This window comes from Arthrobacter sp. 08Y14 (assembly GCF_002929455.1).
Lineage (GTDB): Bacteria > Actinomycetota > Actinomycetes > Actinomycetales > Micrococcaceae > Arthrobacter_B > Arthrobacter_B sunyaminii.
Map to the genome: position 1 here is coordinate 129,407 of NZ_PJIX01000002.1, position 15,093 is coordinate 144,499.

Annotated in this window: 13 protein-coding genes and 1 pseudogene; 2 read left to right on the forward strand and 12 right to left on the reverse strand. The window is 64.1% G+C overall.

Features of this window, described 5'->3' with window-relative positions:
- Position 1: 1 nt before the first annotated feature.
- The 12 genes and pseudogenes from CXR03_RS07155 to CXR03_RS07210 all read right to left on the reverse strand — a co-directional run bounded on the left by CXR03_RS07155 (position 2) and on the right by CXR03_RS07210 (position 12,181).
- Positions 2-880: an urease accessory protein UreD gene (locus CXR03_RS07155; RefSeq protein WP_219816207.1), complete on the reverse strand. Its 879-nt coding sequence runs from the start codon at positions 878-880 to the stop codon at positions 2-4.
- A gap of 215 nt (positions 881-1,095) precedes the next feature.
- Entirely contained in the window at positions 1,096-1,731 is a 636-nt protein-coding gene (gene ureG, locus CXR03_RS07160) for an urease accessory protein UreG (protein WP_104054658.1), read from the reverse strand.
- Between the two features lie 45 nt (positions 1,732-1,776).
- Positions 1,777-2,466, reverse strand: a complete 690-nt coding sequence (locus CXR03_RS07165) for an urease accessory protein UreF (protein WP_104103020.1) — start codon at positions 2,464-2,466, stop codon at positions 1,777-1,779.
- Positions 2,467-2,475: 9 nt separating this feature from the next.
- Positions 2,476-4,200 (reverse strand): urease subunit alpha, encoded by a 1,725-nt coding sequence (gene ureC, locus CXR03_RS07170; RefSeq protein WP_104103022.1) that lies wholly within the window; start codon positions 4,198-4,200, stop codon positions 2,476-2,478.
- Positions 4,201-4,322: 122 nt separating this feature from the next.
- Positions 4,323-4,628 (reverse strand): annotated as a pseudogene (locus CXR03_RS07175) (urease subunit beta); the annotation flags it as partial.
- Positions 4,629-4,697: 69 nt separating this feature from the next.
- Positions 4,698-5,612, reverse strand: a complete 915-nt coding sequence (locus CXR03_RS07180) for a sirohydrochlorin chelatase (RefSeq protein ID WP_146070469.1) — start codon at positions 5,610-5,612, stop codon at positions 4,698-4,700.
- Between the two features lies 1 nt (position 5,613).
- Positions 5,614-5,919 (reverse strand): urease subunit gamma, encoded by a 306-nt coding sequence (locus CXR03_RS07185; protein WP_104054653.1) that lies wholly within the window; start codon positions 5,917-5,919, stop codon positions 5,614-5,616.
- A gap of 263 nt (positions 5,920-6,182) precedes the next feature.
- Positions 6,183-6,611 carry an OsmC family protein gene (locus CXR03_RS07190; protein WP_104054652.1) on the reverse strand — a complete coding sequence of 143 codons (429 nt, stop codon included), beginning with the start codon at positions 6,609-6,611 and terminating at the stop codon, positions 6,183-6,185.
- 80 nt (positions 6,612-6,691) lie between these two features.
- Positions 6,692-7,039: a hypothetical protein gene (locus CXR03_RS07195; RefSeq protein ID WP_104054651.1), complete on the reverse strand. Its 348-nt coding sequence runs from the start codon at positions 7,037-7,039 to the stop codon at positions 6,692-6,694.
- Positions 7,040-7,181: 142 nt separating this feature from the next.
- Positions 7,182-8,945, reverse strand: a complete 1,764-nt coding sequence (sucB, locus tag CXR03_RS07200) for a 2-oxoglutarate dehydrogenase, E2 component, dihydrolipoamide succinyltransferase (protein WP_104103026.1) — start codon at positions 8,943-8,945, stop codon at positions 7,182-7,184.
- Positions 8,946-9,064: 119 nt separating this feature from the next.
- Positions 9,065-10,447: a dihydrolipoyl dehydrogenase gene (lpdA, locus tag CXR03_RS07205; RefSeq protein ID WP_104103028.1), complete on the reverse strand. Its 1,383-nt coding sequence runs from the start codon at positions 10,445-10,447 to the stop codon at positions 9,065-9,067.
- A 204-nt stretch (positions 10,448-10,651) separates the two neighbouring features.
- A complete protein-coding gene (locus CXR03_RS07210; RefSeq protein ID WP_104103029.1) occupies positions 10,652-12,181 on the reverse strand; it encodes a leucyl aminopeptidase in 1,530 nt (509 codons plus the stop codon).
- A 349-nt stretch (positions 12,182-12,530) separates the two neighbouring features.
- Between CXR03_RS07210 and CXR03_RS07215 the strand changes: the two genes are divergently transcribed.
- Positions 12,531-13,592 carry a proteasome assembly chaperone family protein gene (locus CXR03_RS07215; RefSeq protein WP_104103031.1) on the forward strand — a complete coding sequence of 354 codons (1,062 nt, stop codon included), beginning with the start codon at positions 12,531-12,533 and terminating at the stop codon, positions 13,590-13,592.
- Between the two features lie 15 nt (positions 13,593-13,607).
- Complete coding sequence (locus CXR03_RS07220) at positions 13,608-14,993, forward strand: nitrate/nitrite transporter (RefSeq protein ID WP_104103032.1); 1,386 nt, start codon at positions 13,608-13,610, stop codon at positions 14,991-14,993.
- Positions 14,994-15,093: the final 100 nt, after the last annotated feature.

The following is a 15,093-nucleotide window of genomic DNA, read 5'->3' on the forward strand; positions in this document are numbered from 1 at the left end:
TTTAGCTCTTTCGGATGATGGGTGCCTGCTGCCCTGTCAACAGTTCGTGCACGGCGGCCGCCGCGGCTGTGTTGGCCGCCGCTACTGCCACGGTGTCGTTGCCCACCAGCCGCATCCACACGCCTGCATCTGTGGGCAGCGTGCTCACTCCGAAGATCAGGTCACCCCCGCTGTCGCTGATGGCCCGGTGCAGGGTGTCTGCGAGCAGCGCAGGCGGGACAAGCGGGGTGAAGACATAGAGCATTGCCAGCACATCGTGGTCAGCGAGCACGCCGAGACCCCGCACTCCGGCATCGGCCCCCTGTTCTCCCGTCCCGGGACTGAGCCGCAGGCGGTCCAGGGCAACCAGGCGGCCATCCGGCCGCCGGACCTCTAGATCGGAGGCATACACGTCGTAGGCGTGCCGCTCACCGCGCGCGAGCCGGCCGGCGTACACGGTCTCGCCCAGCAGGAGGGAGGCCGACTCATCGATGACCACCGCCGTCTGCTGGTAAAAGCGTGAGTTAGCGAAGGGCACAACGGGTTCGGGCAGGTATTCCACATACGCGTCCTCTTCGACCGTGATGTTCATGATCGCGGACGCGTAGTCATGCTCCATGCGGTAGACGCGTGTTTGGGTTTGGCTGGTCACATGCGCTGACGTACCGGACCCGAAGCTCAAATCTGTGCGCAGCCGGTCACCGTGCAGAACGCCGCCGCCCGATGACATCAGATAGGTATAGGGCATGTCCGGGCGCAGCTGGTTGAAGTACAGCGGATGCATGATCTGAAGCGGCGATTTCTGGTAGTGCCGCACCAGCTCGGTGCGCCCGCGGTTGCGGGCAAACCCAAGCTGCAGAACGCCAACTTTGCCCGGGCTGCCCACGGGCAGGGTTGGCACCCCGGCATGCCGCAGCACCTCCTCGGGTACCCTCGCCGGCTCATAGAACGCCGGCTGGAGTCGATATCCGCCCGGGTTTGGTTCCCGAAGTCCGTCCTGACCGGCTTGTTCTGCCGCCCGAGGGGGCAGGGGACTGACACCGGCGAGCTCGTCATCACCGGTACGGGCATCCCCGGGGGGTTCAGGCAGGGCTCGGGGTTCCGTTGCTCTGAGCGTCATCCGATGAGCTCGGTTCTGGCGCCGTTCCACTGCGTCATGATCTCCCGGTGGAGTTCGTCGACGCCGAACCCGGTAAGCGAGTTGGTCAGCACCACGGGCCTGTCCTCACGCACCCGGTGTGCATCGGACTCCATGACGTTGAGGTCGGTGCGCACGTACTGCGCAATATCGATCTTGTTAATCACCAGGATGTCGCTGTCGGTGATACCGGGACCGCGCTTGCGCGGCATCTTCTCGCCTTCGGCGGTGTCCAGCACGAACACGAAGACGTCGGCAAGCGCCGGCGAGAAGGTAAGCGTCAGATTGTCCCCGCCCGACTCGTAAATGAGGGTGTCAATGTCAGGGAACCGTTCCAGCATTTCTGCGCCGACGGCCAGATTCATGGTGGGGTCATCACGCACCGCCGTATGGGGGCAGGACCCGGTCTCCACGCCAACAACGCGTTCCGGATCAAGGATGCCTGCGAGCTCGCGGCGTACGTGGTGGGCGTCCTCCTGGGTGTAGATGTCGTTCGTGATGACGCCGGGAGTGCGCCCGGCCTCGATCAACAGCGGCACCAGTGCCTCCGTCAGCGCCGTCTTGCCGCTGCCAACGGGCCCGCCGATGCCGATCCGCAATACGTTCTCGCTCATACGTTCCTCAATTCCTTGAAATCTGCTGTTCATATGTCTGCGTTCTCAGCTGGCAAACAGCCGTGCCTCTGCCCGCTCGTGCTGGGCGGACATGACGTCGGCCATGGGCGCGCAGCCGCCCAGGTCAGCGAGATCGCGCTCAAGCGCGGCCTCCGTTGCCTGTTCAATGACGCCGGCTGTATTCCGCAGGATGCCCTGGGCGTGCCGGTGATCGGTCAGCCGCAGCCTCAGGGCGGCACCGACAAAGCTCGCACAAAAAGCAAACAGGTCCGATGCCACCGCCTCGCGCGTCGCGACTTTGTTGGCGGCATACACCACCGCGGTCACGACCGGCTGGCAGCCGGGCGTCCTGCGCAGCCGCACCCGCTCGGCGTACTCAGTGAGCAGCGGGTGGTCAATCAGCTCCGCGCCAAGATCGACCAGCTGGTGCCCGCTGCGCACGGAAACCGTGCGCATCTCGGTGTTCAACTTGGACGCGAACAACCGCTGATCGACCTCCTGGACGAGCTCGACGTCGTCGTTCGCCGCAGCGCGGTGCGCTGCGGCAAGCGCCGTTGCGTCCCCTGGTCCGACGGAGTGCAGGAGCAGTTCGGCGAGCAGCGGCTGCACTCCGTCGCGGGACACAAGCCGTGCCTGGCTAAAGGCCTCGAGCCCGTGCGACATCGTGTAGAAGCCGCTGGGAAATGCCGAGTCCGTGAACTGCAGGCTGGTCAGCAACTGCTGTACATCCGACATGTGCGCCCCCTACGCGAGGAAGAACAGCTGGGTCAGCGGCAGGGTCTGCGCCGGTGGAATCGTTGCCAGCGTGCCGTCATATGTCACGTCGTAGGTCTCAGGGTCAACCTCGATGTGCGGCGTCGCGCTGTTGCGTACCATGTTCTCCTTGCCGAGGCCGCGGCAGCCGTGTACCGGAAGTATCTGGCTCTCCAGCCCGAGCCGCTCGGGAACGCCCTTGTCGATGGCCGCCTTCGACATGAACGTCGCCCGCGTGCTCTGCAGCGTCTTGCCCTGTGCGCCGAACATGGGCCGGTAAAACACCGGCTGCGGTGTTGGCAGCGAGGCGTTCGGGTCGCCCATCAAAGCCCAGTTGATCAGACCTCCCTTGACGATCATCTTGGGCTTCGCGCCGAAGGAACCCACAGGCCAGAGCACGATATCGGCCATCTTGCCCGCTTCCAGCGAGCCGATGTAGTCGGACACACCCTGTGTAATGGCCGGGTTGATCGTGATCTTGGCGAGATAGCGCAGTACCCGGAAGTTGTCATTGTCCGCACTGTCTTCCGGAAGAGTTCCGCGCTGGTCCTTGCAGTGGTGGGCAATCTGGAAGGTTCGCATGAACGACTCTCCGATACGCCCCATGGCCTGGGAATCGGAGGAAACCATCGAAATGATCCCTTCGTCATGGAAAACCGTCTCGGCCGAGATCGTCTCGGCCCGCACGCGGGAATCGGCGAAGGCTACGTCTTCGGGGATGTCATGGGAGAGGTGGTGGCAGACCATCACCATGTCCAGCAGCTCGTCAACCGAGTTGGCGGTGTAGGGCAGGGTGGGGTTCGTCGAGGACGGGAGTACGTTGGGGTGGCCGGCCACCTTGATGATGTCCGGTGCGTGCCCGCCGCCGGCACCCTCGGTGTGGAAGGTGTGGATGGTGCGGCCGTCAATGGCATCGAGGGTGTTCTCGACATAACCGGCCTCGTTGAGGCTGTCAGTGTGCACCGAAATCTGCACGTCGTAGGCGTCGGCGACGGAGAGCGCGTTGCTGAGGGCGGCGGGTGTGGAACCGTAGTCCTCATGCACCTTGAGTCCGCATGCCCCGCCCTGGACCTGTTCGATCAGGGCCTCGGGCAGCGATCCGTTGCCCTTGCCGAGGAAACCCATGTTCACCGGCATCGCCTCGGCTGATTCCAGCAGCCGGGCCAGGTTCCACACACCGGGGGTGGTGGTGACGCCGTTAGTGCCGTCGGTTGGTCCCGTTCCGCCGCCAAAGAGGGTGGTGATGCCGTTGGAGAGGGCGGCCAGCGCCTGTTCCGGCGAGATGTAGTGCACGTGCGAGTCGATGCCGCCGGCGGTGGCGATGAGGTGCTCCCCGGCCAGCAATTCGGTGCCCGGACCAACCACAAGGCGCGGATCTACTCCGTTCATGGTGTGCGGGTTGCCGGATTTGCCGATCCCGGCGATCTTTCCGTCGCGCACACCGATGTCGCCCTTAACAACGCCGAGCACGGGATCCAGAATGATGGCGTTGGTGATGACCAGGTCAAGCACGCCCTCCGCGTCAGTAGCAGACGGGTCCGCTGCCATGCCGTCACGGGCGGTTTTTCCGCCGCCGTAGACCACCTCGTCGCCGTAATGGCCCTCGTTGTAATCCTTCTCGATCTCGATCACCAGATTGGTGTCGGCCAAGTGGACCCGATCGCCAACGGTGGGACCAAAGAGGTCCGTATATTGCTTGCGCGAGATGATAGCCATTACTTTTTCCCCTTAGATGCGTCGCCGGTTGCGTTGGCACTGGGTGTGGCGCTCGGTTTACCGTTTTTGAATTCGAGTTCTTCCATTCGTGCCATCGCCCGGATCTTCGTTGCCGCCGAGTCGAGCCCGCCGTCCACGAGGTTGTTGAAGCCAACCACCCGCCGGGTTCCGGCGAAAGCGGTGAGCGTCACTTCACGGGTGTCACCGGCCTCCAGCCGGATGCCGGTCCCCGCGGGCACATCCAAATGCATGCCGTAGGCAAGTTCCCGTTCAAACAGAAGTGCCTTGTTGGCCTCGAAGAAGTGGAAGTGCGAGCCGATTTGTATCGCCCGGTCGCCGGTGTTGCTCACCAGCAGCGTGACGCTTCGCCTACCGGCGTTAATCTCGATGTCTTCGTCTTTGTGGTGATAAGTGGGGGTGCCCAGCATGGTGTTTCCTTCCCTTGCAGCGCGGAGCGGGGTCGCTGCGCACGGCGGTTCGGTGTAGGAGGGATCCGATCAACTCGAACGGATGGGGATGGGATGGTTGTGCGGGTGAGAGCCGGCCGCCCCGTGGTGATGCGCATGGGAGTGACCGTTGGCTTCCTCGAAGGCGTGTGAGTGTGCGTAACCGTGACCGTGGTCAGCTGTCAGGCCTGCCTCGATGCCGGTTCGGCCGTGGCCCAGGTTGTGCAGAGCGTCGCGGACCCGCTCGCGGATAACGCGCAGCACCGCCTGCTCGCTCAGCAGTGCACCGTAGAACCCGGCATCGGCGAAACCGCCCTCCCCGAACGGCACGGGTTTCCCGCGCACGGACGCCACCCGTCTAAAACCTGCGGGGACGACGACCGTCTGCGTGCTGCCGAGCAGCCGCAGGCGGTTCAGGGCCGTCAGGAGTCCGGTTGTGTCGTCAACGGTCGCCGTCTCCACCGGGTTGCCGGCCCCGTGAGTGCGCACCAGATGTGCGATGCGGTGGAGCTCGGCGTCGTCGAAGGGGTTGGCAGCATCCGCGCAGATCAGGACAGCCGCCTCCGGTGCGCGCCGGCGCACCTCGGTGGCGGCAGCCCGAAGCCAGGCCGTGAGATGGTCACCGGTGCCAAAGGCGTCGGCCAGAACTATTGGCACGGGGGAGGATGCGGTACCGCTGGAACTTCCCTGCACGCCGAGCCAGCTAAGCGTCTTCGCGGTATCGGCAACCAAAGTCGGATTGCGGCCGAAGGTCATGGGCAGCACGACGATCGGTGCCGGCTCTGCGCCGGAACCTATCTGACTGCTCCCGCGCAGGTGCGTGAGCGTGTTGTGCAACGGCCGGCCGGCCGGGGTGATGAGAGCACCGGGAACCAAATCCGCTGCAAAGGAGAGATCAGCTCCGTTGTTGCTCTCGTGTCCTCCGACCAGCACCACGGTCGCCTGGGACTCGGGGGGCTGAGTCAACTCATACCCCGATGGGATCGTGGCATGAGACGAGCTTGCTGCCGTCCACGAAAGTGGCCTCGACCTGCAGGAGCGGCAGCCGCTGACGCACGCCGTCCATGCACTGGCTTTCTGAGACGATGGTTTTGCCGAGCTCCATCACCTCAGCAACGGTCCGGCCGTCGCGGGCACCTTCCAGAATCGCCTCGCAAATGAGAGCGGTGGCTTCGCTGACATTCAGTTTGGTTCCGCGCTCGCGCCGCTTACGGGCCAAATCGGCCACCTGGTATATGTACAGCTTGTCTATTTCTTTTGGAGTGAGGTCCATTGCTTCACCTTTAGCCGCAGTTGCGATCACTTTGTTTGTGCTCGGCACACCGGCCGAGCTCGCGTAAAGGAGACGCTACGCGCAGCAATTGGCAGCCAACACCCTCCTGTCCGGAACTGGGGTGGTACGGTGCAGAGAAATCTCGGCGTTCATTCTGCACGTCGCACAGGCACAAAAAATCCGTGCCCCCCTTGACTCTCCAAAGGGAACACGGACCGTTTGTGGACCGGTGCCAAGCCGGCTCGGGCTTAGGACTCCACGGCTTAGGACTCCAGTGTGGCGTCCAGCGAGATCTTGATGCCGGCAAGTGCCTGCGACACGGGGCAGCCGCTCTTAGCGGCCTCCGCGATGTCCGTGAATTCTTCGGCGGTCAGGCCGGGGACCACAGCAGTGACCTTCAGGCGGCTTTCGGTGATGCCGGTGCCGGGAACAAAAGTCACGTCTGCCGAGGTCTCGATGCGTTCGGCGGTCTTGCCGGCTTCGGCCAGTCCATTGCTGAAGGCCATGGAGAAGCAGGCGGAGTGGGCAGCTGCAATCAACTCTTCGGGGCTGGTCTTGCCGTTGGCTTCCTCGGCACGTGCCTTCCACGTGACGTCGTAGGTGCCCAGGCCGGAGCTGTCGAGGGTGACATCCCCTTTGCCGTTGAAGAGGTCGCCGTTCCAGACGGTGTGGGCTGAGCGGACTGTAGCCATGGGAGCTCCTTAAAAGCGGATGGGGCGAAGGCCGGCAGGCGCCGGCGCTTCACCCCATACTATTCAGTGACGTACAGCTGTTACCACATGGTGGCGACGGCGATGTTGACCACCGTCAGGATGCCGACGCCGTTGGCGAGAACCTTGCTGACAGGCTCGCCCTTCTTGTACTTGCGCTGGCCGATGAAGGCCATGACGGCGATGACGAGCGCCAGTGTGAGCTTGACGGCAATCTTGATGTGGTTGACGTCGTAGTCGTCCATCTCAGCCAGGCCCACCAGGAGAAGGCCGGTCACCAACTGCAGGAGTGCGCCGTGGAACTGTCCGGGCATCACGGTGGGGTTCTTGATCTTGGCAAACCAGAGGCCGACGATGATGGCCGCGCCGAGAATGTGCAGGAATACGAGAAAGCTCTGTAGGAAGTCCATATCTCCAGCTTACGGACACCCTGTCAGCATTTTCGAACTAAGCGGACTGAACTGCGGTAACTATTCGACAACATGTAGAAAAGGGCGCCTCCCTCACGGGAAGCGCCCTTTCAATGGCAGCTCAACGGCAGCGAGCTAAGGACTAGAGTCCCAGGTCTGCCTCGAAGTTGCCTTCTTCAAGCCGTGCCTTGAGCGTCTGCAGGAAGCGTCCTGCGTCGGCGCCGTCCACGAGGCGGTGGTCGTAGGACAGGGACAGGTACATCATGGAGCGGATGGCGATGGTGTCATTGCCCTCGGCGTCGGTGAGGACGACGGGACGCTTGACGATTGCGCCGGTGCCCAGGATGCCCACCTGCGGCTGGTTGATGATCGGGGTGTCGAACAGGGCACCCACGGAACCGATGTTGGTGATGGTGAAGGTTCCGCCGGACAGCTCATCCGGTCCGATCTTTCCGGCCTTGGTGCGTGCGCCGACGTCGCCGATGCGCTTGGCCAGACCGGCAATGTTCAGGTCGCCGGCATCCGCGATTACGGGGACCAGCAGGCCCTTTTCAGTGTCCACGGCAATCGCGAGGTGCTCGGAGTCGTGGTAAGTGATCTGCTGGGCGTCCGAATCGTAGGAGGCATTCAGCTTCGGGTGCTGCTTCAGTGCCTCGGTGACGGCCTTGGCAATGAAGGGCAGGAAGGTGAGCTTGGCGCCGTTCTGCTCCTGGAAGGAGTTCTTGGCCGAGGCGCGCAGCTTGGCGATGCGCGTCATGTCCACTTCCTGGACCTGGGTCAGCTGGGCCGAGACCTGCAGGGACTCGACCATGCGGCGGGCGATCGTCTGGCGGATCCGCGGTGCCTTGACCGTGGTGCCGCGCAGCTTTGCGCTTTCGTCGCTGATCTTTGCCGGTGCAGCCTTTTCCGAAGACGAAGCCGCTGCGGGAGCAGCGGCGGCGGCCGGTGCGGAGTCCGCAGCCTTCTTGGCTTCGGCAGCCTCAAGGACGTCCTGCTTGCGGATGCGGCCGGCCACGCCGGAACCCTTGACCGTGGAGAGGTCTACGCCGTGCTGGTTGGCAAGCTTGCGCACCAGGGGAGTGACGTAGGTACCCTCGGAATCAGCGGGAGCTTCCTGCTTGGGAGCTTCAGCCTTGGGCTCAGGCTTCTTCTCCTCCTGCTTCGGAGCTTCCTGCTTGGGAGCTTCCTTCTTCTCCGGTTCGACGGCCGGAGCTTCGCGCTCGTCCTTCGATGCTGCTGCAACCGGCTCGGCTGCCTTGGGCTCTGCCTTGGCCGGAGCGGCGGAACCGGAACCGATGACGGCGAGGACAGCGCCAACCTCGGCGGTGTCATCCTCGTTCACCCGGATTTCCAGCAGCTTGCCGGCAACGGGGGAGGGGATCTCAGTGTCAACCTTGTCGGTGGAAACTTCCAGCAGCGGCTCGTCCATTTCGACGTCGTCGCCCACGGCCTTCAGCCAGCGGGTGACGGTGCCTTCGGTAACCGACTCGCCCAGGGCGGGGAGGGTGACCTCGGTGCCTTCGCCGTTGCCGGAATCGGCGGAAGCCGAGTCGGAAGACTCAGCAGGAGCTTCCTCTGCCTGGGCTTCTTCGGAAGCGGGAGCCTCTTCGGCTGCGGGTGCTTCCTCAGCGGCACTGCCGCCGTCGTTCTTGGCATCAGCGGAACCGGAACCGTCGCCGATGCGCACCAGCGCCTCGCCAACTTCAGCGGTTTCATCTTCGGCCACGAGGATTTCCTCGATGACGCCGGCAACGGGGGAAGGAATTTCGGTGTCAACCTTGTCGGTGGAGACTTCCAGCAGCGGCTCGTCTACTTCAACGCTGTCGCCGACAGCCTTCAGCCAACGGGTGACGGTACCTTCGGTGACGCTTTCACCAAGGGCGGGTAAGTTCACGGTTTCAGACATATTGTCCCCGTTTCTCCTTATTAGATCTTTTGAACCAGCCGTACCGCTGGTGCTGGTGGTGGAAAGCCTAGTGCACCCGGGTTTTGAGGCCCCGGGTGCACCGGGCGGTAATTCTTGCTTTAGCCGTGCAGGGGCTTGCCGGCGAGGGCCATGGCGGCCTCGCCGAGAGCTTCGTTCTGCGTGGGGTGGGCGTGCAGCAGGCTGGCCAGGTCTTCCGGGTAGGCCTCCCAGTTCACGATGAGCTGCGCTTCACCGATCTGCTCGCCGATGCGGCCGCCGATCATGTGGACACCCACGATGGGGCCGTCCTTTTCGCGGACCATCTTGATCAGGCCGGAGGAACCCAGAATGGAGGTCTTGCCGTTGCCGGCAAGGTTGTATTCCTGGACCTGGACATTGTCGTCCCCGAGCTTGGCCTTGGCGGCCTTCTCGGTCAGGCCCACGGAAGCGATCTCAGGCTCGCAGTAGGTCACCTTGGGGATGTTGACGTCTTCGACGATGACCGGCTTGAGGCCGGCAATTTCTTCGGCTACGAAGATGCCCTGCTGGAAGCCGCGGTGGGCCAGCTGCAGGCCGGGAACAATGTCACCCACGGCGTAAACGTTGCCGACGCCGGTGTGCAGGCGCTCGTTGGTGATGACGAAGCCGCGGTCCATGGTGAGGCCGGCTTCCTCGTAGCCCAGGTTGGCGGTGACCGGTCCGCGGCCCACGGCCACGAGCAGAAGGTCAGCTTCGTAGGTCTTGCCGTCCGCCAGCGTGACGACGACGCCGTCGTCGTTCTGCTGGACGTTGTCGAAGAAGATGCCGGTGCTGAACTTGATGCCGCGCTTCTTGTAGGCGCGCTCAAGCTGCTTGATGATGGCAGCGTCCTCGTTCGGGACCAGGGAGGGCAGGCCTTCCACGATGGTGACGTCCACGCCGAAGGAGTTCCAAACCGAGGCGAACTCGACGCCGATGACGCCGCCGCCGAGGATGATCGCGCTCTTGGGCACGGTGTCCATCTTCAGGGCCTGGTCCGAGGTGATGACCTTGCCGCCGATTTCCAGTCCCGGCAGTGAACGGGAGTAGGAGCCGGTAGCCAGGATGATGTTGGCGCCGGTGTAGGTCTCGCCGTTGACCTCAATGGTCTTTTCGCTGGTGAGCTTGCCTTCACCCTCGATGACCGTGATGCCCTTGGACTTGATCAGGCCCTGAAGGCCGCGGAACTTGCCCGCAATGATGTTGTCCTTGTAGGAGTTCACAGCCGTCATATCGATCGAATCGAAGGTGGCGTTGATGCCGTACTTCGATGCGGTCTTGGCATTTTCGGCGATCTCGGCCGAGTGCAGCAGGGCCTTGGTGGGGATGCAGCCGTTGTGCAGGCAGGTGCCGCCCAGCTTTCCCTTTTCGATGAGTCCTACAGAGAAACCCAGCTCCACGGAGCGAAGGGCGGCGGCGTAGCCACCACTTCCCCCTCCGAGGATCAGGATGTCGAATTCTTGCGCAGTTGCCTTTTCGGCCACTTGGACGCTCCCTCGCGTAATCGGTGACGCACATGGGCGCGTCGTTTTAGTGATTTGGGCGGTTGTGATCGTCTCTCACACTATCCCGCCGGCTGGGCTGCATCCACTCAGTGAAGTCCCGCCGGCGGGAAGTGTAAGGAGAAACACCACGCCGATTGCTTATTCCCGGTGGCTCCCGAAGAAGTCCGGTGCTATATGCCCGTCTTATACGGAGCGGGCGACGACGTCTTCCGCGTAGGCCACCAGCGTGCGGACCGCGACGCCGGTGCCCTCCTTGGGCGTGTAGCCGTAGGGGGAACCCTCGTTGAACGCCGGTCCGGCGATGTCCAGATGGGCCCACGGGATCTTGACGCCGTCCACTTCGCCGACAAACTCGCGCAGGAACGTTGCAGCTGTCATCATGCCGCCGAAACGCTCGCCATGGTTGGCGATGTCCGCAACCTGGGAATCGAGGGAGGCACGCAGTTCTTCGGGGATGGGCATCGGCCAGAACAGCTCTCCGGCGCGGTCCGCGGCTGCCTTGACGGCGTCGCGCACCCCTTCCTCGCCCATGACGGCCGAGACGCGGTTGCCCAGGGCGATCATCTGCGCACCGGTGAGGGTGGCGACGTCGATCAGTACGTCGGGAGCCTCTTCCGATGCAGCCACGAGGCCGTCGGCCATGACCAGGCGGCCCTCGGCGTCCGTGTTCAGCACTTCCACGGTGCGTCCGCCGTAGGTGGTCATGACGTCGCCCGGACGCTGTGCGGTGCCCGAGGGCATGTTCTCGGCAAGGCACAGCCACGCGGTGACCTTGACGGGCAGGCCCAGCTCGGCGATGGCCAGCAGGGCGTTCAGAACGACGGCGGCTCCGCCCATGTCGCACTTCATGGTCTGCATTCCGGCGGAGGGCTTCAGGGAGAGGCCGCCCGAATCAAAGGTGATGCCCTTGCCCACCAGGGCCAGCTTGGCTTTGGCCCGCAGGGGGGCGTACTCAACCTTGACCATCCGCGGCGGCCGGGAGGATCCCTTGCCCACGCCCATAAGGCCGCCGAAACCGTCACGCTCCAGCTTCTTTTCGTCCATCACGGTGATCTTGACCTTGGCGGAGAGCGGCTTGGCAAGGTCCTTCGCCGCAGCTGCGAACGTTTCGGGGTACAGGTGGCTTGGGGGCTGGTTGACCAGAGTCCGGGTGGCGTTGACGGCACGGGCCAGAATGCGGGCACGTTCCAGGGCCGGCTTCAGTGCCTTGTCGTCGGCGGCGGGCGTGACAACAATGATGTTGTTGACCGGCTCCTTGATCTTTGCCTTATCAGTGCGGTGTTCGCTGTAACCGTAGGCGCCGAAGAGGGCGCCCTCTGCGACGGCGGCGGCGTCCGCCACCGTGGCGGCCGGCAGGGCCAGTGCAACGGATTCGGTGCCGGCCAGCTGGCGCACTGCGGATCCGGCCGCTCGGCGCAGGGCTTCGGAGCTCAGGGGATTTCCGGCGCTGACCTTGCCTACGCCGGCAAGAACGAGCGTCTGGGCTTCGAGTTCCGGCAGCCCGGGAAGGCGGTGGATCTCATCGGATGCGCCGGTGACTCCCAGCAGCGGCAGCGATGCCGCGAGTGCGGAGGCCGCCCTGGAGCTCAGCGGGCTGTCGATCAATACGGGGCCGCCCGGCGTCTGGCCGATACCCACGACGAGGGCTTGGGCGGGCACCTTCTGCACGTCCTTGGAAGTCACCGTTAGATTGGGCTCGTTCGTTTTCACCACGAAGTTACATCCTTACGTTCACAAAATGTTGGTTGGTGCCGCGTTTTGGGGCGCGGCCCGCGTCCTGCCGGTGCGGTTCCTTGTTACCGATCGTAGTCTCTTGACTGCGGCGCGTGTTTGTCAGGCGGCGCGGGCGGGCAAACACGCAGCGGACAGCGGGTGGGCGGACCCCGCGCAGACGGCGCCTGCGCGCGGGCGGGGTCCGGGAATGAAATGCGGGGACGGGGACGTTTACGCTTGAGAAGACAGTGCATCCGCGCTGACCCGCCGTTCCGGGTTTCACCCACGGCGGGAAGATCTCCACATTTGTCGAAAGTCCAACGCGCATGGAAGCACAGAAGGGGAAGACATGCTTGATCCGCTGACCCTGTTCAATCTGAATCCGGAGGTGGCCGACGACGCTGCCCTGCACGGATTGCAGCTTCTCGTGGGCTTTACCGGTTTTGCCGAGGCAGGCCACGTGGTTTCCCAGATCCGCGACGAGCTGCTGGAAAACCTTGAGCACGACGTGGTGGCATCCTTCGATTCGGATCAGCTCATCGACTACCGTGCCCGCCGGCCCCAGATCTCGTTCGTGGAAGATCATCTGGCCGACTACGAACCTCCACAGCTGAACCTGTATCGGATGTATGACGGCCTTGGAGAACCTTTCCTGTTTCTGACCGGTTTCGAACCGGACGTGCAGTGGGAACGTTTTGCCGCCGCAGTGGTGCACCTGGCCAGGACCTTCGATGTGAAAATGATGAGCTGGATCCATTCGATTCCCATGCCGGTGCCTCACACCCGCCCCGTGGGCGTGACCGTCCACGGCAACCGCCCGGATCTCATGGCCGGCATCAGCGCGTGGCGTCCCCAGGCGCAGATACAGGCTGCGGTGGGACACGTTCTGGAGCTGCGCCTCACCCAGGCGGGGTTCGACGTCGTCGGCCATGCCATGCACGTGCCGCACTATCTGGCGGAGGCGGAGTTCCCGCCGGCCGCCGTGGCCGGCTTGGAATACCTGGGCGCCGCTGCATCCCTGGTTCTTCCCACGGACAGGCTCCGTGAAGCCGGACGTGACGTGGAGCGCCAAATCGCCCAGCAGGTGGAGGCGTCTGCGGAGGTCAAGGGTGTCGTGGCTACCCTTGAGAAGCGGTATGACGAGTACGCGGAGAGCACTGTGCGCCGTTCCCTGCTCGTGAAGGACAATGATGAGTTGGCGGACGCCGAGGAGCTTGGCGCCGCCGTCGAGGCCTATTTGGCGAGCCCGCAGGCGGAAGAGGAGTCCGAAGCGCTGCGGCCTGAGACTACAGCCGATACAACGGAGGACGCAGAAACTGGTGGGAATGCTGATGCTTCCGGGCAAGCTGAGACGTCCGAACAGGCAGACACCTCCGGACCCTTCGATCAGGGGACGGGCCCCAAGAATTAGCAAGGCGGTGCGCAAGTGAATTCAACGCGCGCCTGGTTCGTCTGGGGTATCAGTGTCCTGGCCTATTTGGCCGCGGTCACGCAGCGCACCACTTTCGGCGTTGCCGGTCTGGAAGCCACCGCCCGGTTCGAGGCCACAGCATCCATCCTGTCCGTCTTTACGGTGGTGCAGCTGCTGGTGTACGCCGCGCTGCAGATTCCGGTGGGCGTGCTGGTGGACCGGTTCGGTCCCCGTCTCCTGATAGCGGCAGGCGCGGCCCTCATGGTGGCCGGACAGCTGCAGCTGGCTGCGGCAGATTCCGTCGGGGCGGGTATTCTCGGCCGTTCTTTGGTGGGGGCCGGTGATGCGCTGACCTTCATTAGTGTGCTGCGCCTGCTGCCGGCCTGGTTCAGCGGCCGTTCCATTCCGGTCCTGACCCAGTGGACCGGCATCATCGGACAGCTGGGACAAATCGCCAGTGCCGTCCCCTTCGCCTTTGTCCTGCACAGGTTCGGGTGGAGCACGGCGTTTGTGTCGGCTGCCTCCCTGTCCGTGCTGATCCTGGTCCTCACCCTGGTCTTTGTCCGCAACCGGCCTGCCGGGGTGCCGCGTCCGGTGCTTCTTCCGCTGCGCCAGAGCGCCACATCGCTGGCCGAAGCGTGGCGGCAGCCCGGCACCCGGCTGGGAATGTGGACGCACTTCACCATCCAGTTCCCCGGCACAGTTTTCATCCTGATGTGGGGATTCCCCTATCTGGTCAGCGCAGAGGGACTGGAATCGTCCTGGGCGTCTGCACTGATGACGCTCTTCGTGGTGGTGGCGATCATCTGCGGACCCTGGCTGGGTTCCTGGGTGGGCCGCCATCCGCTCCGCCGTTCCACCATGGTCCTTCTGATTGCCGCTGCCATGGCCGGTGCCTGGCTGGCCGTGCTGCTCTATCCGGGTCCGGCGCCGATGTGGCTGCTGGCGCTGCTGGTGGCGGTCCTGGCCATCGGCGGACCGGGCTCGATGATCGGGTTCGATTTTGCCCGTACCTACAACCCCGGCCACCGGCTGGGAACGGCCACAGGCATCGTCAACGTGGGCGGGTTCATTGCCTCCCTGATTTCCATGTATCTCATAGGAGTGGTGCTGGACATCCTGAATGCCCGCGGCTTTAGCGGGGGAGACCTGTATGCCCTGGAGTCCTTCCGCATTGCGCTGGCGGTCCAGCTGCTGGTGATGGCCGTGGGGGTGGTCGGAATTCTCCGCACCCGGGCACGCGTGCGTGCACGGATGGCCGACGACGGCCTCAAGCTGCCTCCGCTGCGGGAGGCCATCGCCCGCGAGCGTCAGCGGAAACAGTCCGAGCGTGGGGTACGGCAGGCGGTCCGGCAGGAACAGGGGGCATCCGGGTCCCGGGAGGGTATGGACGCCGGCTGACCGGAGCCGCACGGCTGCTCCTCCACCACAGGCAAAACGGCGTCCGGCACTTGCATCCGTCCACAACGCAGGCCCCTTCGTTCCCTGTCCGGCGTCCGAA